This window comes from Priestia sp. 179-F W1.4 NHS (genome assembly GCF_045369295.1).
GTDB lineage: Bacteria > Bacillota > Bacilli > Bacillales > Bacillaceae_H > Priestia > Priestia zanthoxyli.
The window spans coordinates 14,098-39,612 of sequence record NZ_JBIQFF010000015.1; the positions used below are offsets into that span (position 1 = coordinate 14,098).

The 25,515-nt window shown below is 37.8% G+C and carries 24 protein-coding genes and 2 riboswitches; of the genes, 20 read left to right on the forward strand and 4 right to left on the reverse strand.

What is annotated here, in order from left to right; translation table 11 throughout:
• Positions 1–123 precede the first annotated feature (123 nt).
• Entirely contained in the window at positions 124–579 is a 456-nt protein-coding gene (locus tag ACH0CI_RS26085) for a VanZ family protein (protein ID WP_224357742.1), read from the forward strand.
• Positions 580–746: 167 nt separating this feature from the next.
• Here the strand turns inward: ACH0CI_RS26085 and thiC are convergent, their stop codons facing one another.
• Together thiC and ACH0CI_RS26095 are read right to left on the reverse strand one after the other, a co-directional pair.
• Positions 747–2,516 (reverse strand): phosphomethylpyrimidine synthase ThiC, encoded by a 1,770-nt coding sequence (gene thiC / locus ACH0CI_RS26090; RefSeq protein ID WP_335707943.1) that lies wholly within the window; start codon positions 2,514–2,516, stop codon positions 747–749.
• Between the two features lie 114 nt (positions 2,517–2,630).
• Positions 2,631–2,745, reverse strand: a riboswitch (TPP riboswitch).
• An 81-nt stretch (positions 2,746–2,826) separates the two neighbouring features.
• Positions 2,827–3,117 (reverse strand): hypothetical protein, encoded by a 291-nt coding sequence (locus ACH0CI_RS26095; protein WP_014461804.1) that lies wholly within the window; start codon positions 3,115–3,117, stop codon positions 2,827–2,829.
• 459 nt (positions 3,118–3,576) lie between these two features.
• On the opposite strand from ACH0CI_RS26095, the gene ACH0CI_RS26100 reads away from it, so the two are divergent.
• The 6 genes from ACH0CI_RS26100 to ACH0CI_RS26125 all read left to right on the forward strand — a co-directional run bounded on the left by ACH0CI_RS26100 (position 3,577) and on the right by ACH0CI_RS26125 (position 9,276).
• Positions 3,577–4,401, forward strand: a complete 825-nt coding sequence (locus ACH0CI_RS26100; protein ID WP_033580867.1) for an undecaprenyl-diphosphate phosphatase — start codon at positions 3,577–3,579, stop codon at positions 4,399–4,401.
• A gap of 273 nt (positions 4,402–4,674) precedes the next feature.
• A riboswitch (cyclic di-AMP (ydaO/yuaA leader) is annotated at positions 4,675–4,814 on the forward strand.
• Positions 4,815–4,920: 106 nt separating this feature from the next.
• Complete coding sequence (locus ACH0CI_RS26105) at positions 4,921–6,180, forward strand: glutamate/proton symporter GltT (RefSeq protein ID WP_028412682.1); 1,260 nt, start codon at positions 4,921–4,923, stop codon at positions 6,178–6,180.
• Positions 6,181–6,392: 212 nt separating this feature from the next.
• Complete coding sequence (gene ytvI, locus ACH0CI_RS26110) at positions 6,393–7,424, forward strand: sporulation integral membrane protein YtvI (RefSeq protein WP_013055188.1); 1,032 nt, start codon at positions 6,393–6,395, stop codon at positions 7,422–7,424.
• Between the two features lie 159 nt (positions 7,425–7,583).
• Positions 7,584–8,189: a DedA family protein gene (locus ACH0CI_RS26115; protein ID WP_013055189.1), complete on the forward strand. Its 606-nt coding sequence runs from the start codon at positions 7,584–7,586 to the stop codon at positions 8,187–8,189.
• Positions 8,190–8,213: 24 nt separating this feature from the next.
• Entirely contained in the window at positions 8,214–9,005 is a 792-nt protein-coding gene (locus ACH0CI_RS26120; RefSeq protein ID WP_028412681.1) for an EcsC family protein, read from the forward strand.
• Positions 9,006–9,141: 136 nt separating this feature from the next.
• Complete coding sequence (locus ACH0CI_RS26125; RefSeq protein WP_255219907.1) at positions 9,142–9,276, forward strand: hypothetical protein; 135 nt, start codon at positions 9,142–9,144, stop codon at positions 9,274–9,276.
• A gap of 129 nt (positions 9,277–9,405) precedes the next feature.
• On the opposite strand, the gene ACH0CI_RS26130 is transcribed toward ACH0CI_RS26125, so the two are convergent.
• Positions 9,406–10,719, reverse strand: coding sequence for an APC family permease (locus tag ACH0CI_RS26130; RefSeq protein WP_335706525.1), 1,314 nt, complete (start codon positions 10,717–10,719; stop codon positions 9,406–9,408).
• 321 nt (positions 10,720–11,040) lie between these two features.
• On the opposite strand from ACH0CI_RS26130, the gene ACH0CI_RS26135 reads away from it, so the two are divergent.
• The gene (locus ACH0CI_RS26135) at positions 11,041–11,586 is read left to right on the forward strand and encodes a hypothetical protein (protein WP_223546639.1); all 546 of its coding nucleotides are present in this window, start codon (positions 11,041–11,043) and stop codon (positions 11,584–11,586) included.
• A gap of 19 nt (positions 11,587–11,605) precedes the next feature.
• Positions 11,606–13,831, forward strand: a complete 2,226-nt coding sequence (locus ACH0CI_RS26140) for an alpha-galactosidase (RefSeq protein WP_406902449.1) — start codon at positions 11,606–11,608, stop codon at positions 13,829–13,831.
• A gap of 72 nt (positions 13,832–13,903) precedes the next feature.
• On the opposite strand, the gene ACH0CI_RS26145 is transcribed toward ACH0CI_RS26140, so the two are convergent.
• Positions 13,904–14,041 carry a hypothetical protein gene (locus ACH0CI_RS26145; RefSeq protein ID WP_406902450.1) on the reverse strand — a complete coding sequence of 46 codons (138 nt, stop codon included), beginning with the start codon at positions 14,039–14,041 and terminating at the stop codon, positions 13,904–13,906.
• Between the two features lie 238 nt (positions 14,042–14,279).
• Between ACH0CI_RS26145 and bioB the strand changes: the two genes are divergently transcribed.
• The 11 genes from bioB to ACH0CI_RS26200 all read left to right on the forward strand — a co-directional run bounded on the left by bioB (position 14,280) and on the right by ACH0CI_RS26200 (position 25,139).
• Positions 14,280–15,275: a biotin synthase BioB gene (gene bioB, locus ACH0CI_RS26150; RefSeq protein WP_034264346.1), complete on the forward strand. Its 996-nt coding sequence runs from the start codon at positions 14,280–14,282 to the stop codon at positions 15,273–15,275.
• A 244-nt stretch (positions 15,276–15,519) separates the two neighbouring features.
• Entirely contained in the window at positions 15,520–16,098 is a 579-nt protein-coding gene (locus ACH0CI_RS26155; protein WP_028412676.1) for a glycerol-3-phosphate responsive antiterminator, read from the forward strand.
• 20 nt (positions 16,099–16,118) lie between these two features.
• Positions 16,119–17,234 carry an ABC transporter ATP-binding protein gene (locus ACH0CI_RS26160; protein WP_335706528.1) on the forward strand — a complete coding sequence of 372 codons (1,116 nt, stop codon included), beginning with the start codon at positions 16,119–16,121 and terminating at the stop codon, positions 17,232–17,234.
• Positions 17,231–18,166: a carbohydrate ABC transporter permease gene (locus ACH0CI_RS26165; RefSeq protein ID WP_028412674.1), complete on the forward strand. Its 936-nt coding sequence runs from the start codon at positions 17,231–17,233 to the stop codon at positions 18,164–18,166. Before ACH0CI_RS26160 ends, ACH0CI_RS26165 begins: the two co-directional genes overlap by 4 nt.
• Positions 18,163–18,975, forward strand: coding sequence for a carbohydrate ABC transporter permease (locus ACH0CI_RS26170; RefSeq protein ID WP_033580861.1), 813 nt, complete (start codon positions 18,163–18,165; stop codon positions 18,973–18,975). The genes ACH0CI_RS26165 and ACH0CI_RS26170 overlap by 4 nt, the downstream gene beginning before the upstream one ends.
• Before the next feature lie 13 nt (positions 18,976–18,988).
• Complete coding sequence (locus ACH0CI_RS26175; protein ID WP_335706529.1) at positions 18,989–20,329, forward strand: ABC transporter substrate-binding protein; 1,341 nt, start codon at positions 18,989–18,991, stop codon at positions 20,327–20,329.
• An 86-nt stretch (positions 20,330–20,415) separates the two neighbouring features.
• Complete coding sequence (locus ACH0CI_RS26180; RefSeq protein WP_335706530.1) at positions 20,416–21,153, forward strand: glycerophosphodiester phosphodiesterase; 738 nt, start codon at positions 20,416–20,418, stop codon at positions 21,151–21,153.
• Between the two features lie 223 nt (positions 21,154–21,376).
• A complete protein-coding gene (locus tag ACH0CI_RS26185) occupies positions 21,377–21,700 on the forward strand; it encodes a DUF3870 domain-containing protein (protein ID WP_028412670.1) in 324 nt (107 codons plus the stop codon).
• A gap of 93 nt (positions 21,701–21,793) precedes the next feature.
• Positions 21,794–22,960, forward strand: coding sequence for a DUF819 family protein (locus ACH0CI_RS26190; protein WP_099000358.1), 1,167 nt, complete (start codon positions 21,794–21,796; stop codon positions 22,958–22,960).
• A 59-nt stretch (positions 22,961–23,019) separates the two neighbouring features.
• On the forward strand, positions 23,020–24,093 hold the full coding sequence (locus ACH0CI_RS26195; RefSeq protein WP_406902451.1) for a dipeptide epimerase: 1,074 nt from the start codon (positions 23,020–23,022) through the stop codon (positions 24,091–24,093).
• Between the two features lie 32 nt (positions 24,094–24,125).
• Positions 24,126–25,139, forward strand: a complete 1,014-nt coding sequence (locus tag ACH0CI_RS26200) for a C40 family peptidase (RefSeq protein WP_335706533.1) — start codon at positions 24,126–24,128, stop codon at positions 25,137–25,139.
• Positions 25,140–25,515: the final 376 nt, after the last annotated feature.

Sequence of the window (25,515 nt, forward strand, 5' to 3'; positions counted from 1 at the left end):
ATTTATTTATTGATGTGATAGGATAAAAAAGCATATAAGTGCATTCACTACGAATGAAAGCAGTGGACGGGTACATATAGATAATAATAAATGGTTTTGGGAGTCAAAGAAGGTGATGTTGAAGTGAATGTAAGCATCAGGTCAATTGTTAAAAAAGTCATGTTCACTCTATTTATTGCGTATACAGCAGTGGTCATTTATGCTACTCTCATACGGGAAAACGAACATGTTTACGGAAAAGCAATGAACTTGGATTTATTTAGTACAATCCGTCTGATGTGGGACAGCGGTAATATAATGCTCACTCTGACAAATATACTGGGAAATATCGTGATGTTTGCGCCGCTTGGAATGTTTATTCCGTTGTTTATGAAGTGGTTTGACGGTTTTATTCAAGTCTTTACGACGGGTTTCTTAATCAGTTTTCTGATTGAAATTTTACAGTACAAGCTAACGGAACGAGTATTTGATATTGATGATATCTTTTTGAACACGCTAGGTACATTTATAGGCTGGGTTATTATTAAAATACTATATTGGATTAAGAACATGCTGAAAGCACGTTTCAAAAAAAGATGAAAGGACTTCTTTACGAAGTCCTTTTTGCATCTTGTTGATAGAAACACTTAATGCAGCGTCTTACGGAAGAATGTGAGGATTCAACGATAATGTGCTGACAATTTTGCTGAACAAATAATAACTTTCCTTCAAGCTGCTTAATTTGTTTTTTAAGCTGTTCTACTTCATTATTGATAGATATTTGAACCACTGTTAACAAACTCTTTAGCTTTTTCTTTCATTCCTTCTTTTCTTACTTCGTTTACATCTTTTTCATTTTCTTGAGCCATGTTACGAATATCTTGAGAAATACGCATCGAACAGAATTTAGGTCCACACATTGAACAGAAATGGGCTGTTTTAGCACCTTCAGCGGGAAGTGTTTCATCGTGATATTCTTTTGCGCGCTCTGGATCTAGTGACAGGTTAAATTGATCATTCCATCTAAATTCAAATCTTGCTTTAGACAGAGCATTATCGCGTTTTTGTGCTCCTGGATGGCCTTTTGCAAGGTCAGCAGCATGCGCAGCAATTTTATAGGTGATAACGCCTTCGCGAACGTCTTCTTTATTCGGGAGTCCTAAATGTTCTTTTGGCGTTACGTAGCAAAGCATAGCTGTCCCAAACCAGCCAATCATTGCAGCACCAATACCTGATGTAATATGGTCATAGCCTGGAGCGATGTCGGTTGTAAGCGGTCCAAGAGTATAGAAGGGAGCTTCCTGGCATATTTCCATTTGTTTATCTACGTTTTCTTTGATGAGATGCATTGGAACATGTCCAGGACCTTCAATCATAACTTGAACATCGTGTTTCCAAGCAATTTTAGTTAATTCACCAAGCGTTTCTAATTCACCGAACTGTGCCTCATCATTAGCATCTGCAATGGAACCAGGACGTAGCCCATCGCCAAGCGAAATAGCAATATCGTATGCTTTACAGATTTCACAGATTTCTTCAAAGCGAGTATATAAAAAGTTCTCTTCATGATGAGCTAAACACCACTGCGCCAAGATGGATCCTCCGCGTGAAACAATACCTGTCGTACGTTTCGCTGTCAGAGGAATATAACGTAAAAGAACACCTGCGTGAATAGTAAAGTAATCAACACCTTGTTCTGCTTGTTCAATTAATGTATCGCGGTATGCTTCCCACGTTAGATCTTCTGCTACGCCTTTTACTTTTTCAAGCGCTTGGTAAATAGGAACGGTCCCTACAGGAACAGGCGAGTTGCGGATAATCCATTCGCGTGTTGTGTGAATATCCTTTCCTGTTGATAGATCCATAATTGTATCGGCTCCCCAACGCGTTGCCCATGTCATTTTTTCTACTTCATCTTCAATAGCTGAACGAATAGCTGAATTTCCGATATTAGCATTAATTTTCACATGGAATTTGCGGCCGATAATCATCGGTTCGCTCTCAGGGTGATTGATATTATTAGGGATAATTGCACGTCCTCTTGCTACTTCTTCACGCACAACTTCAGGATCCATCTGTTCACGAATAGCGATAAATTCCATTTCGGGCGTGATGATTCCTTTTTTCGCATAGTGCATTTGCGTTACATTTTGATTTTTTTTCGCGCGCAAAGGTAAACGTTTAGTGATAAAGCGATCGTACTGATCTCTTGGATCACCGTCATAATAACCGTTATCCTGTGGCTGAACCGTACGGCCTTGATATGTTTCTACATCGTTTCGTTCTGCAATCCACTTTTCGCGCAGAGCCGGTAATCCTTTTTGTAAATTAATTTCATAAGAGGGATCTGTATAAACACCGCTCGTGTCGTATACACGTACGGGACTATTTTCTTCTTCACCAAAAGACCCTGTAGTAGGAGACTGATGAATTTCACGCATAGGTACTTTAAGGTCTTGTCTGGATCCTTGGACATATACTTTGTGACTGTTTGGAAAAGGCTTTTTCATAGAAACTGATACATTTTGTTTTGACATTACATATTCCTCCGGTTTCGCATAAAGTGTAGCTATACCGAACCATAAAAAAAATCGGGTTCTGTGATAGACAGAACCCGATGGAATAGGCAAAAAAAGAATAAACATATACTATTCTTTTCAAGACTACTTCCCTCCGCTGGTATAACCCAAATCAGGTTCAAAGGGTTAAAGAGTTTTATTGCACTCTTCTCTCAGTCTGAGCTATCAGACACCCCTAGTAGAAATAACATTCAAATTATTCAATTTACGGCTTAAGTTTACCATCATTCGGTAAAAAATCAACCCTTAAATAAAAAAAGCTAGACAATTAGCGTTGTCTAGCAGCATCTATTGCAATCACAATAGCTGTAATAATATGCATGATAAATCCCAAAAATGGAATCCAAGCAACCAGTGAGGTAACAAGTCCTAGTATGTTTCCATAAGCAGATAACCCTCGTCTATTAGCTAAAATGAGTGTGATAGCATGAAGAATAAATCCAATAAAAAGAGGAGTATAGCTAAAGCCCATAACAATCCCTGCGCCAATTAAAGGAATTCCCAGCAAGGCTTCATACCCAGCAGTGACCCATTTCATTGTACGTACATTTCCATTCATAGTAAAAAGCCTCCTAAAAAAGATACTACTATATACGAGAAAAGAGAGAAAAAAGTTTCAAATTACTTAGGGGATATGTCGTATAAGTCAGCCCTATTGGATTAAAATGATAGATAACAGTAAAGGGGGGGTGGAAAAAACATAATGATTTAGTCATTTTTTCACACTAAAGAAAAATAGTCTAGATGATTCATTTTTAGCTAAGGGACCAGAATTTATACTGAACATAGTGACTGCTTTTTAAAATAAATAAAAGCTGATATCGTGTTTTTTGGTTGTAGCATGTAAGCTTTTTATTACAAATTATTAAAGATTCTTATCTTTTTGCAAATACACATTGTATTTCATAGTTTTAACAATTATGATAAAAAAGCAAGTGTCAAAATAGGAAAATAGTTGAGCATGTAAAACGAAGCGATAAGCTTATTAATTTGAAAGAAAGGCAAGGTACATAGCTTTATGTGGGAAATTATTGTAGCAATCATTTTAGGGATTGTAGAAGGTTTAACGGAGTTTGCTCCCGTTTCGTCAACTGGGCATATGATTATTGTGGATGACCTGTGGTTAAATTCAAAAGAATTATTTTCATCTCCAGTAGCTAATACATTTAAGATTGTTATTCAGCTAGGGTCGATCTTAGCAGTAGTTGTTATTTTTAAAGATCGTTTTATTAATTTATTAGGATTGGGAAAAAAACCAGCTGCTGCAATTGGACCGACAAATCGCTTAAATTTAATGCAGGTAATTGTTGGTTTGTTACCCGCAGGAGTGTTAGGACTTTTGTTTGATGATTACATTGATGAACATTTGTTTTCTTTAAATACGGTGCTAATTGGCTTAGTGGTCGGAGCTGTATTAATGATTCTAGCAGATTTGTTTGGACCTAAACGTCCGCGTGTAGAGACGGTGGACCAAATGTCTTATGGACAAGCACTAGGTATAGGACTGTTTCAATGTATTGCTCTTTGGCCAGGTTTTTCTCGTTCAGGCTCAACGATTTCAGGAGGGGTTCTTCTTGGAATGAGCCATAAGGCAGCCGCAGATTTTACATTTATTATGGCAGTGCCAATTATGGCAGGAGCAAGTGGACTTTCATTGGTTAAAAACTGGCAGTATTTCACATCAGATGCACTACCGTTTTTTATTGCTGGTTTTATCAGCGCCTTTATTTTTGCGCTTATATCGATTCGCTTTTTCTTAAAATTAATCAACCGCATTAAATTAGTTCCGTTTGCCATTTATCGAATTATTTTAGCGGCTATTCTATATTTTGTATTTTTATAAAATAAATAAGCGTATTTTATAGCCATTTAAACTTCTGATAAAGACTTAAAAAGCAAGAAAAAGCTATTGCAACATTGCAATAGCTTTTTTGCATAAATATATATTATTGTCTTTTGAAAGCGTTTTATAAACATGGGTATTGACAAAACGTGTCGAAAAATAGTAAATTAATATTTGTGCAGTATAAAGTTAAGTAAAAGTAAGACTTCTGTTTAGTTTTATTGACTGTAAAAAACGTATGACAACGTATAGATCGTTTTAATTTTATAAAAATTGAATAATAAGCTTAATCGTATAGAGCGGGGGAATCATTATCGGCAGTAAAGCTGCCTTGGGGTGAATCCTTACAAAAGGTAGGAAACTCTCAATTCCGAATCCGACAGTTAACCTCGTTTGCTTTATTGAGAGAAAGAGCCCAAAATAGCGTAAGTAAAAGGCTGTTCTTTCTTAAGAATAGTCTTTTTTTGTTTTTTCAGAAAAGTATATACAAATGTCATACATCTTTGGGGAGGTACATCTATGAAAAAAATTCGTTTTGGTTTGGCTACGCAGATTTTTACCGGTTTAATCCTCGGTGTTCTTGTAGGAGTAATTTGGTTTAACGATCCGCGTGTAGTAACATACCTGCAGCCGCTGGGAGACTTGTTCTTAAGATTGATTAAGATGATTGTTATTCCAATTGTTATCTCAAGTTTAGTCGTTGGAGTTGCAGGAGCAGGTAGCGGTAAACAGGTCGGAAAGCTGGGCGTTAAAACCATTCTCTATTTTGAAATTATTACAACTTTCGCAATTGTAATCGGTGTATTGATTGCTAATATTTTTCACCCTGGACAAGGTGTAGACATTCATTCAGCACAGAAGAGTGATATTTCACAATACGTTGAAACATCCGAACAGCAAGAAGGAAAGTCAGTGGCTGAAACGTTCTTACACATTGTTCCGACAAACTTTTTCCAGTCAATTGTTGAAGGGGACATGCTAGCAATTATCTTCTTTACAGTATTGTTCGCACTTGGAGTAGCGGCAATTGGAGAAAGAGGAAAGCCTGTTGTTCAATTCTTTGACGGCGTTTCTCACGCAATGTTTCACGTGGTAAACCTAGTAATGAAAGTGGCTCCGATTGGCGTATTTGCTTTAATTGGTGTAACAGTTTCGAAATTCGGTTTAGAGTCACTCCTTTCATTAGGAAAGCTTGTTATCTTAGTTTACTTAGCGTTAATTTTCTTCCTACTTGTTGTATTAGGAGGAATTGCGAAATGGGCAGGAATTAACATTTTCCACTTATTCCGCTATATGAAAGATGAACTGTTGTTAGCATACAGTACATCTAGTTCTGAGACAGTTCTTCCGCGAATTATGGAAAAACTTGAAAAGATGGGCTGTCCAAAAGCTATCGTATCGTTCGTTGTACCAATTGGTTATACATTTAACCTAGATGGTTCTGTTCTTTATCAAGCGATTGCAGCGTTATTCTTAGCGCAGGTGTATGGTATTGATTTAACGATCGTTCAACAGCTGACGCTCATTCTGGTATTGATGGTTACATCTAAAGGAATGGCTGCGGTGCCAGGAACATCATTTGTTGTATTACTGGCTACTCTTGGAACAATCGGCGTTCCGGCAGAAGGATTAGCCTTCATTGCGGGAGTAGACAGAATCATGGATATGGCACGTACGGTTGTTAACTTAGTAGGAAACACACTAGCAGCAATTGTAATGTCTAAATCTGAAGGCAAATTTGACCCTAAAAAAGGTACAGAGGTCATGAGAGCCGGCTAATTTATAAATTTAAAAGCTACTTATTCTATTCAAAAAATTAGAATAAGTAGCTTTTTTCATAATAATTCCTTTATTATTATGGGAATTGACCCTATAATATGTAACATCAGGTATAAAAATATCCAGATTTTATTCTTACATAAAGCAGTCACTGGTTCCTTTCTTTATCAGTAAATATAGAGATAGCTTAGCTAGTTGGGGGATAGTAGAGTATGTGGAAAAAGCGAATATGGGTCATCGCCTCGATAGTAATCGTATGTTTGTTAATCCCTTACAGTTTACCGATTGTGTTTGCTTTATTAACAGCATTAGCGCTTGAGGGTATTGTTCAAAAATTACATCAATCTTTTAAAATGAAGAGAGTCTATGCAGTGCTTATGACCTTCATTTTATATGTTGTTTCGCTCATACTTATTGGATTTTTTATTGTTCGGACAATCGTTACGCAAGTGGTTGCTCTTTCAAAGATAGCGCCTTCATTTGTAAAAGAAATTTATGAAACCGCGATTTATCCAACTATTATCAAGTGGAAATACTATTCAAACGCTCTTCCTACAGAAGTGATTTCTTCTATCGAGCGCACGCTTGAAAAAACCGTAAATTCATTAGATTCTCTATTAAAAAGTACCGTGGAAATCATCATTAGCTTTGCTGCTACTGTTCCTGGATTTCTACTAGAGTTTCTTATTTATTTAGTAGCGCTTGTATTTATCAGCCTTGAGCTGCCTGCTATTAAAAATAAAATTAAGTCATTTTTAACAGAAGAAACGAAATATAAGCTACAAGTTGTCATCACTCAGCTTATCCAAGCGGGGGTTGGTTTTATTAAGGCACAAATTATTTTAAGTGTCATGACGTTTGTAATGGCTTATGTAGGGCTTTGGCTATTAGATGTTCCGTATACCGCGCTGCTTAGTTTATTAATTGTAATTGTCGATATCTTACCAATCCTTGGGACGGGCTCGGTGCTCGTTCCATGGGGGATTTTTGCTCTTACGCAAGGGCATGACTCATTAGCAATCGGCTTATTTATTCTATTTGGAGTGATTACGGTAGTAAGACGTGTAGTAGAACCAAAAGTGTTTTCTACAAATATGGGTATTTCACCTTTGGCTGCACTAGTTAGTTTGTACATTGGATTTAAACTTTTAGGTTTTGTCGGGTTGTTTTTAGGACCGGCTTTAGTTATTTTATACGATGCTCTTCGTAAAGTAGGTATTATTCAAATTAACTTTAAACTATAAAAGCGCTGGATAAAACTAGCGCTTTTTTTATTGAAACTTTTGTAGTACGTCATACGTAAAGAGGGAAAGGAAAAAACTATGTCGCGTTGGTTTTTATCTATCAATCGGCTAAATTATAGTTTTGCAGTCTTAGATTTAATGACATGAGGAGGAGAATTTTTGTTAGAGTCGGTTTTACTTTCTTTAATTGAAGCACTAAAACAGCTCTCTTATTTTGGCGTAATTTTAGCATTAACGTTTGAGTTTGTCCCCGCAGAGCTTGTTTTACCTTTAGTAGGGTATTGGGTGTACCAAGGTGATATGAACTTGTATCTGGCTATCCTTGCAGGTACAGTAGGCGGTGTGTGTGGACCGTTGACTCTTTATGCACTGGGACGTTACGGTGGACGACCGCTAGTTTTAAAATATGGAAAATATTTTTTGGTGAAAGAAAAAGAAATTGACGCTGCCGATCGCTTTTTTAATAAGTACGGTAGCGGGGTCGCTTTTTTTGGACGGTTTATTCCAGGAGTGCGTACAGCTATCTCTTTTCCATGCGGGATGGCAAAAATGAATGTATGGCTGTTTTCTATTTACACATTTGTTGCGATGCTTCCAGTAACGGCTATTTACGTATATTTAGGATATAAGTTAGGACCTAAGTGGAAAGAGGTGGGTCCGATTGTGTCTCAATACATGCAGCCTATTGGAATCGGAATTGTTGTTTTAATTGCGTTGTTTTTTATCATTAAATATGTGCGGAATAAACAAGTAGGACAGAGCTGATAAATCGAGGAAAAGAGTGAGGATATGTCAGAGCATGAACAATTGAGAATAGAATTACGAAAAATTGAAAAGTGGGAGAAAGACCAAAAAGGACTTTTTTTCTGGGAGCGGCTGGCTCGCTTGCCTTTTTCAGCTTTAGATAAAGTAACGCCAAAGTTCATTCATCAAAAAATAGAAAAATTATTAGATGAAATTGCTAAGTATGTTGATAATGGAGGCCAGTATTTAGCTAATACGTCTGCCACGCTAGAGAAAGCATCAGCCCAATTACAAGAAAATAAGCAGCTGTCAATAGAGGATGTTCAGCATTTATCTCTGCAGGAAATGGATGAGTTGGCGGAGTATTTTATTGAAGTCCGAAAAAAGAATGCGCAGCTGCAAGGAGCTACAACCGGAGTAGGTGGAATTTTCACACTGGCGATTGATATTCCTTTTGTATTGGGACTTACGCTTAAGACACTGCAAGAAGTGGCTGTTTCTTATGGTTACGATCCCACTGAGCAAGAAGAACGCATTTTTATGGTCAAATGCATGCAGTTTTCATCCTCTGATATTGTAGGAAAGCGTGCGATTTTAGAAGAATTAGCAAGCGGCAATCGAACGCAGAGCTTGCAGCAGCTCCAAGGTTGGAGAGAAGTGTTTCTAACCTATAGAGACAACTTGGGATGGAAAAAGCTATTTCAAATGATTCCTATAGCAGGGATGGTGTTTGGGGCGTATATTAACAAACAAGCGATTAGCGATATAGGAGAAGTTGGAATGATGCTTTACCGTAAAAGACGCATTTTAGAAAAAGTCTCACAATCTAAAAAATAAAAATAGGCTGGTATGAAAGTATTTTAGTTGAAGAAAAATCCGAACGAGTTTGATTCTTAGTTGAGAATCAAATACGTTCGGATTTTTTTATTGATATAGTAAATGTAGCTTTCATGTATTTAGTTGCCTCTAGGTGTTGATTGGAGGGCAAGGCGAAGACTCCTGCGGAAAAAGTGGAACAGATGAGACCCCGCAGGAGCGCAAGCGACGAGGAGGCTCAACGGCCGTCCGCGGAAATCGAAGCCTTGCACGGAAATCAACAGCGGTGTAACGAGCGATTCATATTAGATCGTTTACCTTTTTGTTCGTGTGTAGATGGGATTGATTTGTTTATGTCTCAATTACTTTTTTTCGACATTATTTCTGGGGAAATATGTCGAGGTGTGTTAAGCCTATTTCCTTAATCAAAATGAAAAGTAGGAATGGTAATAGTATTTTTTCGTCTGGCAATCAGTAAATAAATAATTCCAATTATACTCCATACAATACCGATAAATAAGGATGTTTTTTCTAAGTTAAGCCACATAAAAAATAAAAATAAACTGCCGAGTAAAGGCATAAGTACATATGAAATATATCCACTGAGAGATCGTTTGTTTTGTTGAATAAAATAATGGATAAAAACCGCTATGTTAACTGAACTGAACGCAATTAAAGCACCAAAATTAATTAAAGAGGTAGCTTTTTCAAGAGACAGACTTAGTGAAATTAAAGAGAGACAACCAATAATGAATACGTTCCAAACAGGCGTCTTTGTTTTAGGGTGAATATAGCCAAAAATTCTCCGTGGCAGATAACCATCTTTCCCAATTGCGTAGAGAAGTCTTGATGCACTCATATGTGAGACAAGTCCAGAAGCAATAGTTGATGTTAAGGCTGCTGCTACAAAAATAGATTGAAACAGCTGGCCGCCAATTTTATAAGCGATTTCAGCCGATGCACCTTCTAAATCATGAAACAAAGAGGCTGAAGGGAAAAGAAGCTGAGCAAAGTAAGAAACCGTAATAAATAAGGCGCCTCCCGTACATGCAATAATGAGAATCCCTTTGGGAATGGTTTTCTCAGGCTTAAGGGTTTCTTCAGCCATGGTGGTTACAGCATCAAACCCTAAAAAAGAAAAGCATAAAATAGCTGCTCCGTTTAATAAAAGAGATATAGAAGCCGATTCACTTATAAACGGTTTAAATGATAGCTCTTGCCCTTGAGTTGTAGCACTTAAAATAATAAAGATGATAGCTACTAAAATTTGAAAAGCAACTAATAGCGTACCAAAAGAAACGGTTAAATGAACGCTAAAAATATTCATTATGGTCATGATGACCACAAAGCTGATAATCCATACGGCTTTTGGAACACCTGGAAACAGAGAGCTTAGGTAAATATTTGTCAAAAGTGCATTAATCATAGGTAGAAATAGATAATCAAGAAGAGCCGTCCATCCTACCAAAAAACCAATGCTTGGATTCATTACTTGCTGTGCGTATGTATAAGAAGAACCAGCTCCAGGAAAAGCTTTTACCATTTTTCCATAACTAATGGCTGTGAATAAAATAGCAATCAACGTGAATGCATAAGCACCTGAAACATGTCCATCTGTGGATTCAGTTACAATGCCAAATGTATCGAAAACGGCCATGGGTGCCATGTAGCCTAATCCTATCACGACGATATGCCATAATTTTAGTTGTTTAAGAAGAGAAGGTCCATGATTCATATTTGTCATCCTTTCTGTGTATAATCATTCTGCAATATTTATTATTATACTATATTGTTAGATTTGTCATCTTTTTTTGAAAAAGAAGAGAAAATTGCGCGCTAAGAGATAAAGAGCGTTTAGTTAATTACTAGATAAAGCAAAAAAATGCTTTTTTTCACTTTGATTTTTACCATTGAGTCTAGAAAGCATTTTACATAAAATGAAAGAAAGTAAAAAAGCTTTCGATTAGGATGATCTACTTGTAATAAATACGAAAACAAACTTTTGAATGCGGTTACATTTTTGTGGGTGTATAAACTTATAATGATGATAAAGGAGATGAAGGAAGTGATTGCTACACCCTATATAAACTTGGAGATAAACAAGGGACCAGGTGTGCATGTTGTATTGGATGAAACAAAAAAAGATGGTGTTTATTTTATTAAATTAACGGTCAAGTCGATTAAAAAAAGAAGTCTTCCAAAAATGGCGTTAAAATGGAGCGTTCCGTTGTTAGATATCCAGCTATATAAATCTATACAAACTAGTCAGGGAGATGTGAGTACCTCTTCTGTTCATTGTTTTATGAATAAAAATGGCTCTAACCGCTACACTATTGCATGTTCAGACATACTTCACCCTATTCGGTGTGCCCCCAATTGGAAGGAAATGTGTCTAGATGTGGAGATGAACTTATTTAGTGAAAGCACTTGGTCTCTTCATAGCTACGAAACTGAACTGCGAGTAGATACAAGAATGATTGAAACAGAAGAGTTATTCAAAGATTTAGCGAAATGGTATGAAAGAAAAGAGATTAATCTAGCATCTGCTGTTGAGCATGCAACGGCAATAGATGAAAAAGGAAATGTCTCGTTAGATATTTGATGGTGAGGAGAGAGATAAAGTGGGGATCTTATTTAATGAACGTACAAAGGAGTTTCACCTGCAGGGCCGCGATGTAAGTTATATCTTTTCAGTGTTGAGAAACGAGCAGCTTGGTCACTTATACTATGGAAAAAAGCTTAAGCACCGTCCGTCTTTTCAGCATTTTTTACGTGTGGAAACAAGAGGAGCTAGCGCTTCGGTCTATGAAGGAGAACTAGCATTTTCTCTTGAAACAATCAAACAAGAGTATCCTTCTTATGGGACAACAGACTTCAGAGAGCCAGCCTACCAACTTCTTCAGCAAAACGGAAGCCGAGTCACCAATTTTGAATACGATAACCATAAAATTTACAAGGGCAAGAAGCCATTAAACGGCTTACCTGCTACATACGTAGAAGAAGAGAGTGAAGCCACGAGTTTAGAAGTTGAACTGATTGATAAATTGCTAAATGCATCACTTATTTTAACGTATACCGTTTACGAAGACCGAAATATTATTACGCGTCACGCACGATTTGAACATAGAGGAGAAGAACCAATCGATATTTTGCGTATCATGAGCGGCAGCATTGATTTGCCCACATCAAACTATGAAATGGTTCAGCTTTCTGGTGCTTGGATTCGAGAGAGACACGTGAAAACAAGAATGCTTCAGCCGGGTATTCAAAGTATTTCTAGTGCGAGAGGTACAAGCAGCAGTCAGCAAAACCCATTTTTAATTTTAAAGAATCCAGCTGCAACTGAACACAGTGGAGAAGCGTACGGTTTTAGTCTTGTATACAGCGGAAACTTTCTTGGACAAGTGGAAGTAGATCACTATAATGTATCAAGAATAACGATGGGTATTCATCCTTTTGATTTTCAGTGGCGACTAGAAAGTGGACAAACTTTTCAATCACCAGAACTAGTATTGGCTTATTCAAATAACGGGCTAAACGGTCTTAGCCAAGAGTATCATGAGCTTTATCGCAAGCGTCTCGCTAGAGGAAAATGGCGGGATTTAGAGCGACCAGTTTTAATTAATAACTGGGAAGCGACGTATTTTGATTTTAACGAAGAGAAAATTGTACACATTGCCAAAGAAGCACAAAAGCTGGGCGTTGAACTTTTTGTATTGGATGACGGCTGGTTTGGTAAACGTAATGATGATACAACTTCTCTTGGAGACTGGTTTGTAGATGAAAATAAGCTTCCGGGCGGTATGAAATCATTGGCTCAAAAAGTAACGGATTTAGGTATGGACTTTGGATTATGGTTTGAACCTGAAATGATTTCAAAGCAAAGCAACTTGTATGAAAAGCATCCAGATTGGTTGATTCATGTGCCAAATCGTCATCAGTCTCATGGACGAAATCAATACGTGCTTGATTTTTCACGAGAAGAAGTAGTGAATTATATTTATGAACGAATGGAAGCTATTTTAAGTGAAGCACCTATCTCGTATATAAAATGGGATATGAACCGAAATATAACGGAGATTGGATCTGTTGGGCTACCCGCGAATCGCCAGTTTGAAGTAGTACATCGCTACATTTTAGGAGTATATGATTTGTATGAGCGACTAACAAAGAAGTTTCCGGATATTTTATTTGAATCGTGTGCAAGCGGGGGCGCTAGATTTGATCCGGGAATGCTTTATTATGCTCCTCAAGCTTGGACGAGCGATAACACGGACGCGATTGAACGTCTGAAAATTCAGTACGGCACGTCTTTTGCTTATCCAATCAGTTCAATGGGAGCACACGTATCAGCCGTACCAAATCATCAAGTACGCAGAGTAACAAGTCTAGAAACAAGAGGAGACGTTGCGTATTTTGGCGCATTCGGTTATGAGTTAGATGTTACGCTGATGACAGAAGATGAAAAAGAAACGGTAAAAAAACAAATTCAGTATTATAAAAAATACCGATCTCTTATTCAAAATGGAACATTCTATCGATTAAAAAGTCCGTTTGAACAAGATGGAAATGTGACGAGCTGGATGGTTGTTTCATCCGATCAAAAACAGGCAATCATCGGTTATTATCAAGTATTAGCTAGATCAAATCCTTCTTATGAACGCATTGAGCTAAAAGGGCTTCATCCTGATTATGAATATACAGTGATGGAAACAGACCAAACAGCTTATGGAGATGAGCTCATGTACGCAGGAATTGCTCTAACTCATGAATATCCGGGTGTTGAAGCATACAATAAAAAATCTGGAGACTTTGTATCGGTTATTTACACACTGCAAGCGCAATAAGCAAAGAGGCTGGGACATAACGAAATAAATCCAATCGAAAGACGAACATATGAGATACATGAGCTGGACTGCTTATGACACCGCAATTGATTTCCGTGCAAGGCTTCGCTTTCCGCGGGCGGCCGCTGAGCCTCCTTGTCGCTTTCGCTCCTGCGGGGTCTCACCTGTTCCGCTTTTCCCGCAGGAGTCTTCGCCTTGCCCTCCAATCAACTGCTAGAAGGAACGAAACAAATAAAACGATATGCATCATCCAAAAAAAAAAACGAACCACTCATCAAACAGGTTGATGAATGGTTCGTTTTTTACTTAGGCTCAACTATTTTTGTCCCAGCCTCTTTAAGTTAACTATTATTTATGAAGTGTTGACATAAAAGGCGTGATAATGGTAACTTTTAGTTATAATTGTTAACTTTATATTTTTTTAGTTTACTAAAGTGGAGGGGAATCGATGGAAACCACAAGTTTAAGAGATTGGAAAGCACTTGCTCAGTCTATTATTAAAGGGAAAGAAATTACATATAAAGAAGCGCTTCAACTTCTTTATGTACCGGATGAAGAAGTGTTAGAGGTCATGAATGCCGCGTACTTAATTCGTCATCATCATTATGGAAAAAAAGTAAAGCTTAATATGATTATTAATACTAAATCGGGTTTATGCCCAGAAGACTGTGGATATTGTTCGCAGTCGATTGTATCAGAAGCGCCGATTGATAAGTATGCGTGGTTAACAAAAGAGAAAATTGTAGAAGGTGCTTTTGAAGCTCAAAAAAGAAAAGCAGGTACATATTGTATCGTAGCGTCAGGCCGCCGCCCTACTGATAAAGAAGTAGCGCACGTAGTGGGAGCGGTAAAGGAAATTCGTCAAAAGACAGACTTGAAAATCTGTGCCTGTCTAGGATTTTTAACAGATGATCAAGCACACGAACTAGTCGAGGCGGGTGTTCATCGCTATAATCATAATTTAAATACTCACGCTGATAACTATGACAATATTTGTTCTACGCATGGCTATGAAGATCGAGTCGATACGGTTACTACATCTAAAAAAGCAGGTTTGTCACCTTGTTCCGGTGCAATTTTTGGAATGGGCGAGACAAATGAACAAGCCGTTGAATTAGCTTTTCAAATTAAAAAGTTAGATGCAGATTCTATTCCATGCAATTTTCTTGTTGCCGTTCCAGGAACGCCTCTAGAAGACAAAAAGGCGTTAAAGCCAATGCAATGCTTAAAGCTGTTAGCGATGATGCGTTTTGTAAATCCAACCAAAGAAATTCGAATTTCAGGAGGCAGAGAAGTTAACCTCAGATCACTTCAGCCGCTTGGTTTGTTTGCTGCAAACTCAATTTTTGTAGGCGATTATTTAACGACTCAAGGTCAAGAACCTACAGCTGACTGGGGATTAATTGAAGATTTAGGATTTGAAATCGAAGAATGTGCACTGTGAAGCCGTTGAGAAATCAACGGCTTTTTTTATCTTCAGCAGATTTACAGGAACTATACGTTTACTTTACAAAACTCAACAGCTTCTTTATATTGCCTTCACAAATAACCATTATTATAAAACATGTGAACGATAAGTGAATAGTTACTAAGGTTATGAAATTGAGAAACCACAAAAAACAATAGGTCTATATAAACATCCTATGCGTTTTTTGTGGTTTTTTTATAAATGAAAGGAAGGAATCGTTTTGAATAAGGAAGCAGATTTCTTACAACAGCTTGGACAAGATCGTTTAATTGCATCCATTAAAAGTCCGAAAAATTTAGAGCAATTTTTAGAAACAGAGATCCAGGCCGCCTTTTTATTAACGGGAAACATCAGTGTAATTAAACGCTATGTAGATTTACTCAAACAGCATAATCGAACGGTTTTCTTACACATTGAAAAAATTCCGGGAATTAGCTATGACCGGGAAGGGCTTAAATTTCTCGCTAAGTTTGTAAAGCCCACAGGTATCGTAACCACTAAAAGTTCACTCATTAATTACGCAAAACAGGAAGGGCTGGTTGCTATTCAGCGGCTGTTTTTAGTGGATACAGACGCAGTAGCACAGGGGTTAAAAACCGTTCAAGATATTAAACCGGATGCATTAGAACTAATGCCAGGATTGATTCCGGAGATGATAGAGAAAATCGTTAAAAAAACAAGTATCCCTATTATTACAGGTGGACTCATTCAAAATGAAAGCCATATCCAAGCTGCTTTAAAAGCAGGGGCTACGGCAGTTTCTACAGGAAAATCATGGCTATGGAAAAAATATGAATGAGCGAGAAAGGAGCGTTTTTAATGAAAAAAGTAGAGTTAGTTAACGTTGGAAAGTCATACGATCAAAAAACAAATGTCATTCAAGATATTAATGTCACAATTGAACCTGGAGAATTCTTCGTATTAGTAGGTCCTTCAGGGTGCGGGAAAAGTACAATGCTGCGAATGATTGCCGGATTAGAAGAAGTCACACAGGGAGAGTTGCTAATCGGGGATGTAAAAGCAAATAAACTGCTTCCAAGTCAGCGCGATTTGTCCATGGTGTTTCAAAACTATGCTTTATATCCGCATTTGACAGTAGAACAAAATATTCTGTTTGGTCTGCATACAAAGAAGATTTCAAAGCAAGAACAGCACAAGCGCTGCAGGGAAGCAGCAGAAATGCTTGGTTTAAGTGAATATTTAAAACGAAAGCCTAGACAGCTTTCGGGAGGACAGCGTCAGCGTGTAGCACTCGCACGTGCTATAGTTACTCATTCACCTATTTGCCTGATGGATGAGCCGTTATCCAACTTGGATGCGAAGCTGCGAGCAAAGATGAGATCAGAAATTCGCCAGATTCAGCGTAAGTTAGGTATTACGATGATTTATGTCACGCATGATCAAACGGAAGCGATGACGATGGCGGATCGAATGATGATTTTAAATGGAGGTAATATTCAGCAGGTTGGGCGTCCGCTCGATATTTACAATGCACCGGCAAACACGTTCGTAGCGTCGTTTATAGGTTCTCCCCCTATGAACTTATCAAACGTTTCTATAGAAAATAACTTACTCGTTTTTGAAGATAGAAGAGCTATTTCTAGGAGTGCATCATACAACAACCTTAGCGGTAAAAAGGAAGTTGTGGTTGGAGTAAGACCTGAGCACGTTCAGCTTGCGACAAACGACAACACCAGCTTTATCGTAGAGGTAGATAATGTCGAAATTCTAGGAACGGAAACACTGCTTACATTTCAAATGGGAGACAAACAGTGGATGGCTAAGTGGAACGGTCAATGGAATATAAAAGTGGGAGAGCGCGTCCCTATTTTTATCGATCCAAAACACCTGTTTTTATTTGATAGTGATACAGGTTCATGCTTGCACTATGAACCATCAACGGAAGATTTAACTGTAAAGGGGGCATTTGTATGAGTGCTGTTACCAAAACAGCAAACTCGCCTGTTTCTGTTTCATCAAATCCACAAGAAAAGAAGTCAATGCCTAACCTATTGGTAGGATTATCTTACTTGCTGCCATCATTATTGTTATTTGGCGTATTTCTTTTCTACCCAATGATTAAGACCTTATATTTAAGTCTTTTTATTACAGACACACAGGGAAATCCCTTGAAATTTGTAGGATTACAAAATTTCTTTTATCTATTTACAGATCCAAACTTTTTACAAAGTATGAAAGCCACTTTTTTATTTGTACTATACACGGTGCCTATTGGCTTAATTATTGCATTATTCCTAGCGCTAATCGCAAATGAAAAGCTAAAAGGAATTGGTTTTTTCAGAACAATGTTTTCATCTACGATGGGAATGAGCGTAGCGGCTTCTTCTGTAATTTGGATGTTTATGTATAACCCGACAATCGGTGTTATCAATAAAGTATTAAATCTTGTAGGCATTCATGATGTGCAGTGGTTATTGGATCCTAAGTATGCGCTGATTGCTGTGTCCATCTCTACGATTTGGATGAACATTGGGTTTACCTTTTTAATTTTACTTGGCGGGTTACAAAATATTGATGAAAAGCTGTATGAAAACGCGCGTATTGCTGGAGTTAGCTATTGGTATCAGCTCCGTAAAATTACGCTTCCTATGCTTTCGCCAACGCTGTTTTTTATTATCACCGTTTCGTTTATTAACGCGTTTCAAACGTTTGGACAAATTGACATTTTAACAAAAGGCGGGCCTACAGATTCCACAAATGTCATTGTTTATTCAATCTACAAAGATGCATTTGTAAACTATAATGTTGGCTCTGCAAGTGCTCAAGCTACAATTTTGTTTTTCTGTATTCTACTGGTTACGGCTCTTCAATTTAAGCTTGGAGAAAGGAAGGTACATTATCAATGAGCATCACGAGAAAATGGACAACTTATTTGTTACTCATTGCAGCTACTTTAGTATTGATGTTTCCTATTCTATACGCTTTTTCCATTAGTTTTATGAGTGGAGCGGAAGTGTTGGAAGGGAAGATTTGGCCGTCATCTTTTTCATTTGAAAACTATCGGGATGCTTTTGAAAAAGTTCCCCTGCTTCATTATTTAATTAATAGTTTTGCTGTATCTATTTTTGTCATGGCCGGGCAGCTGTTAGTTTCAAGTTTGGCTGCTTTTGCATTTGTATTTATTAAATTTAAAGGAAGAGATACTATTTTCTTTCTCTTTATTTCTACGATGATGATTCCATGGGAAGCAACGATGGTTCCTAACTTTTTAACAGCACAAAAGCTAGGCTGGATTAATAACTATTTGGGATTAACAATTCCTTTTTTCGCCTTAGCATTTGGAACATTTTTATTGCGTCAACAGTTTAAAACCATTCCGGGCGAGCTGTATGAAGCTTCTCAAGTCGCAGGGATCAGCCGCTTTCGTTTCTTTTGGAATGTTGTGCTTCCTGTTTCTAAAACAAGTCTAGTTACGCTTGGCGTATATAGCTTTTTAACAACATGGAATATGTATTTATGGCCACTGTTAGTTACAAATACAGAGGATGTTCGTACCGTTCAGATTGGTTTAAAACAAATGCAAACGCAGGAGATTTCAACTGATTGGGGAGTGGTTATGGCCGCTGTCGTAGTTGTTATTATACCGACATTATTACTATTATTCCTAGGTCAAAAACGTCTTCAAAAAGGATTAACACAAGGTGCAATTAAATAGGAGAGTGAATGTGATGAAAAAGATATTGGCTATCGTAACGGCATGCTTGCTGGTCATTCTAGGCGCTTGCTCAAACTCAACTGGTTCTTCGGAAGCGCAAGAAACTAAAAAAACAGCATCAGGTAAAACAGAAGTCGTTTTTTGGCACGCCATGAGCGGTGACCTTGAAAAATCACTCAATAAAATAGTCGATGAGTACAATAAATCTCAGGATAAAGTTGAAGTAAAGCCCGTTTTCCAAGGAACGTATGAGGAAGCACAAACAAAATTTAATACGGTAGCAGGAACTAAAGATGCACCTGCTATCATGCAAACGTTCGAAGTAGGAACGAAATTCATGATAGACAGTGGTAAGGTTCAGCCTGTTCAAAAATTTATTGATGAAGACCACTACGATACTTCACAGTGGGAGAAAAATATTTCAAGCTATTACCAAGTAGATGGAAAGCAATATTCAATGCCGTTTAACTCTTCAACACCTGTGTTAGTTTACAACAAAGATGCCTTTAAAAAAGCAGGGTTAGATCCTGAAAATCCACCAAAAACGTATGATGAATTAAAGGCAGCTGCAAAGAAACTAACAGAGAAACAAGGAAATAAAACATCACAATACGGTTTTTCAATTCTAAATTACGGATGGTTCTTTGAAGAGCTAGTTGCTTCTCAAGGCGGTTTGTATGTAGATCACGAAAACGGTCGTAAAGGGGATGCCGAGAAGGCAGTATTTAATGGAAAAGAAGGACAAAACGCATTTAATTTAATCAATGGCATGTACAAAGAAGGTACCTTCTACAATGTAGGGCAAAACTGGGACGATATGCGCGCAGCATTTCAATCTAAAAAAATTGCAATGTTTTTAGATTCATCAGCAGGTATTAAAACATTAGTAGACAATGCTCCATTTGATGTGGGTGTATCAGATCTTCCTGTGCCAAAAGAAGAGGATCGCCAAGGAGTCGCTATCGGGGGAGCATCTTTATGGATGTCTAAAGGAATTAGTGATGAAACATCTAAAGCGGCGTGGAACTTCATGAAATATTTAGCAACACCAGAAGTTCAGGCAAAATGGCACGTGGAAAGTGGCTATTTTGCGGTTAATCCTAAAGCATATGATCAAGAAATCGTAAAGAAAGAATGGGAAAAATATCCTCAACTAAAAGTGACGGTTGATCAGCTTCATAAAACTAAATCAACTCCGGCAACACAAGGCGCTTTAATTTCGGTATTTCCGGAATCACGCCAAAAGGTAGTAACAGGAATGGAAAGCCTGTACCAGGGAGTAAAGCCGAAACAAGCACTTGATCAAGCAGCAAAAGAAACGAATAGAGCATTAGAAGTAGCCAATCAAAAATAACGTATGATTACGAAGCTCGTCTTTCAAGTTATTTTGAGGACGAGCTTTTTATTTAGTGAATGACTAGTTAGGGGAGATAGAGGACAATGAATAATTCAATTGATCTTTATGCGCATCGCGGCTTTAGCGGACGATATCCTGAAAATACAATGATTGCATTTGAAGAAGCTAGAAAAATGCGAGTTTCAGGTATTGAATTGGATGTACAACTAACCAAAGACGGAGAAATAGTAGTGATTCACGATGAACGAATTGACAGAACGACGAATGGAATGGGATATGTTCAAGAATTTTCATATAAACAGCTGCGGTTATTCGATGCTGGAAGCTGGTATGATTCTCGTTTTTCTAAACAATCAATTCCCACGTTAATAGAAGTGTTTGAGTGGATGATGGACAAAAAGACAGAAATGACCGTGAACATTGAATTAAAAAATGACCAAATTTACTATCCAAAACTTGAGGAAAAAGTTCTTCGTCTAATCGATGAGTTTGATTTAGAAAATCAAGTTATTTTGTCATCTTTTAACTATGATAGCTTGGCTAAAGTGAGATCTCTCCATTCATATATCCCAACAGGATTTTTATTTGAAGGGGTGAGTGAAGATGCGATTGGAAAAGCAAAATCGATAGGTGCGCACCTGCACTGTGATATGTCGTTTGCTCTTTCTTCGTACGGGAAAAAAGCAAAGCAAGAAGGGTTAGACTTACGAGTATATACAATTAATGAACTGAATGACTTTTTGAAGCTCCAGCAGGCTTCAGTAAAAGTAGTGATGACAGATTACCCTAACCGTTTTTCCTCTACAATGTTCAAAGGATGACGCAGAAAGGCCGTATGTATTCGTACGGCCTTTTTTATAGGGTAAATATTATTTTATTCTGAATAGTATAAAAGTTATATTGTGAAATTGTTTTATAGATGATATATTGAGAATAGATTATAATGTTCCTTATGAAAGCGAATACATGTTGCGTAGCTCCGCAAACGTTCATTTGCCGGTCCCTAGCATCGTCTGTTATCTCTTTTAGGAGGAATAAAAAATCATGTATGATCAAGATACTATCTATATTATTGGAGATGCCAAAGCTCCTCAAAGCAATCCGATTACTAAAAAGTTCAATCAGTATTTTCTAGGATTGGTAGTTGATAAAACAAATGGAAAAATTATTGATGTGGAATGCTCAGCGACGATTGAGTTAACCGTTCGATTTGTTCAATCAATTTTTATTGGACGTCATATAAGTGATCCCACCCTTATAGACGACATTAACAGCCGCTACTTCGGGTCTTCCCAAAAAGCGCTGGTGGTAGCGTTTCATGATGCACAGAAAAAATATCAGCAAATAACAGCTGCTTTGTCTACATAGACCTAGACGAAATCCAGCCTGACGTTTTCGAACGTTGGGCTGGATTTTGTTTTGCATAAAAACATTTTCGGGGAGATGAAGGGGGAAGAATAAATGATTCAAGATGGATTTATGTATGTGAGTGTGTTAACTGCCTTTGCTGCGCTCATGGTAGGGATTGAAAAACGATTTAAAGGCAATGGATTTTTTAAGTTTATTCCAGGTATTGTACTTATTTATATAGGAGCCGCTCTTATGCAAACGGCAGGATTATTTGGGGATAGCGAGTCAAATGCCGCCATGTATGCAGGCGTTAAAAATGCACTTCTTCCTGCTATGCTGATGCTTATGCTGTTAAAGTGTGATGTTCGAAGTGTAATTAAACTTGGTCCAAGAATGCTGGGAGGATTCATCGTTGCGGTTTTTAGTATAATGATAGGCTTTATCCTCGTCTATGCCATCTTTAAGAATTTCTATGTAGAGGATACGTGGAAAGCTTTTGGTGCTTTATCAGGAAGTTGGACCGGGGGGTCAGCTAACATGGTTGCTCTTCAAGGGATTTTGGATGTTCCAGAAAATATATTTGGCTATGCTCTTATGATGGATACGATTAACTATGCCGTATGGGTTATGTTTATGTTTTGGCTTGTACCATTTGCAGCTAAATTTAATAAATGGACAAAAGCAGACGTCAGCTTTATTGAGAATAGTATAGATGAAGTCGCAGCAACATCTGAAAGCGAAAAAGAAGGTCCTCAGTTTCAGCATCTTCTTTATTTGCTTGGGCTAGGTTTGTTCGTTTCGGCATTGTCTACATTTATCGGAGGGCGTTTGCCTGAAGTGGGAGCCGTTATTAATGCAACGAGCTGGACGATTATGATTGCTTCTGTCGTTGGTTTAGTGCTTGCTGTAACTCCAGCGGCAAAAATTCCAGGTACGCTCGATGTATCAAACGTTATGTTATACATCGTTGTAGCGTTAATTGCTTCTCAATCAGATTTTTCAAATTTAGCTCAGGCTCCTATTTACTTAGTATCTGGTTTTCTCATTATGTTCGTCCACTTAGTGATCATGCTGTTGCTAGCTAAACTATTTAAATATGATTTATTTACGCTCGGGGTAGCCAGTTTAGCTAATATTGGCGGAATGGCGTCTGCTCCAATGCTTGCAGCTGCTTATAACCGTGCACTGATTCCGGTAGGAGTCATTATGGCTCTGATGGGTTCCTTCTTAGGTACTTATTTTGGTATGATGATCGCCAAAATTTTAGGGGCGATCTAAGAATAAACCAAAATAGGTATAAAAGAATATGTGTGCTGAATCGAAAGGAAGCGATTGAAATGATAATTAAAGACATAACTGTAAAGCATCAAACCGTTCCACTGCTCGTTCCGTTTAAAACAGCGCTTCGAACAGCAACAGGGATAGACAGCATAAGTGTAGAGATTCAGTTAGAAAACGGAATAAAAGGAAAAGGAGCGGCTTCGCCAACATATGTTATTACAGGCGATTCTTTAGAAGGCATTCAAGCTGCACTTCAAGGACCTATTAAACTAGCGCTAATAGGGGAGGATATACGTCAGTTTCAAAAACTCTTAAAAAAAATTCAAAGCTGCTGTATTCACAATTCAAGTGCTAAAGCGGCTGCTGATATCGCTTTGCATGATGCTTATACAAAGTTTCTCAACATTCCTTTATATGCTTTCTTGGGCGATAAGCAGCCTATCTCTACGTGTATGACGATAAGTGTTGATACACCTGAAAAAATGGCTGAAGACGCACACAAAAGTGCAGCGGACGGATTTGACATTTTAAAAGTGAAGGTAGGTTCAATTCCTGAGCTAGACCTTGAGCGTATTAAACATATTCGATCTGTCATTCCGGATCATGTAAAACTTCGGTTGGATGCAAATCAAGGATGGACTCCAAAACAAGCAGTGCAATTCATTAATAAAATGGAAACTCTCAACTTTGGTATTGAATTGGTAGAACAGCCTGTAGCTGCTCATGATTGGGAAGGGTTAAAGTTTGTGAATGAACGAGTAAACGTACCCATTATGGCAGATGAGAGTCTATTTTCTGCGAAAGATGCATTAAAGCTTGTAAGCGGGCGGTACGTGGATCTTTTAAATATTAAGCTAATGAAGTGCGGAGGTATTAATGAAGCAAGAAAAATCGCGAGTATTGCTGAGGCGAACGGTGTTGCGTGTATGATTGGAAGCATGATGGAACCATCACTTTCCGTGGGAGCAGCTGCTCATCTGGCAGCCGCTCATCCAAATATCACGTATTTTGACTTAGATGCTCCTCTTTGGCTTTCAACTGAACTGGATGTGTTAAAGTACAGCGGTCAAGAGGTTTTCTTATCAGATCTTCCTGGAATAGGAGAAATCACCGTTCCTATCTCAAAATAAAAAGATAGTAATATAGTAGAAGGAGAGAGACGATGAATATAAAACGTTGGCTTTTGACGGTAACAACAGTTATTTTAGCTACATTTGGAGTCAGTGCAGTTCCTTCTGTTCATGCTTCTGAAGAAAAAGAAACTGCTTATATAGATGTCGCAGCAGCTACTCTTTGGACAGCACCAAACATCTTGCGTGAAGTGGACGCTCCGTCAGCTACTAATCCTGTAGATATGAAGAAGTGGACCACATCGATGAATTTGAAACAGAAGCAGCAGTTATCTAGTGACGGGATGCTTGAGACACAAGCGTTATATGGAAACAAAGTAACGGTTTTAGAGAGACAAGGAGATTGGGTCAAAGTAGCTGTAGACGGACAGCCTACTTCTCGAAATGAATTAGGATATCCCGGGTGGATGCCTACTAAACAATTAACCTATAGCAAAAGGTACGAACAGTATGCAAAGAAGCCTTTTGTAATGGTGACGGCTCCGACTACTTATTTATATCATTCGCCTTCTTTGAAAAAGAAAGGTATTGAAGTTAGCTATAATACGCGCTTACCTCTTTTGGCAAAATCAAAGAGTGCATATAAAGTATTAAAACCAAATGGAAAGACAGCATGGGTTTCTGCAAAAGCAGGAAAAATCTACGCTTCTCAAAAAGATATTCCTGTACCAACTGGCACGGAGCTTGTTGAAAGCGGAAAGGCATTTTTAAATCTTCCATATTTATGGGCTGGCATGAGTGGTTTTGGATTTGACTGCTCTGGATTTACGTTTACGATGTACCAGTCCCATGGTATTACAATTCCACGTGACTCAGGCCCACAGTCTAGAGCAGGGAAACCAGTAGAGATGAACAATCTTCAACCCGGAGACTTATTATTCTTTGCCTATAACCAAGGGAAAGGAAGCGTCCACCATGTAGCAATGTATGCGGGAGATGGTATGATGATTCATTCGCCGAACTCCGAGCGGACAGTAGAGATTATTCCTTTAAACACGAAGGGGTATATTGAAGAGTATGCAGGTGCACGTCGTTATTTACCTTAATTAGTAAGATAAGAAAGAAGCTCTTTTTGTGAAGGGCTTCTTTTTTAATATAGGTATAAATAAAAATTAGAAAATTTAGATTATTTACGTTTAACTACTTCTCAGTAGGGGAAGAAGTAAAGTAAGAAAAAAACATTTTTCTTCTCGAAACATATTGACTTTATGTGCAGGGCGTTATATTATTATAAAGCGTCGTTGAGACATAACAGTAACAACGAAGCTGAAAAAAAGAATTTTAAAAAGTTGTTGACATTACGTCGGTAACTTGATAAAATAATAAAGTCGCTTAAGAGCGGCGGTTGAACTTTGAAAACTGAACAAAGCGACAAACGTCAACGTTAAATTTTATTTTTTAATTGAGCAAGTCAAACATTTC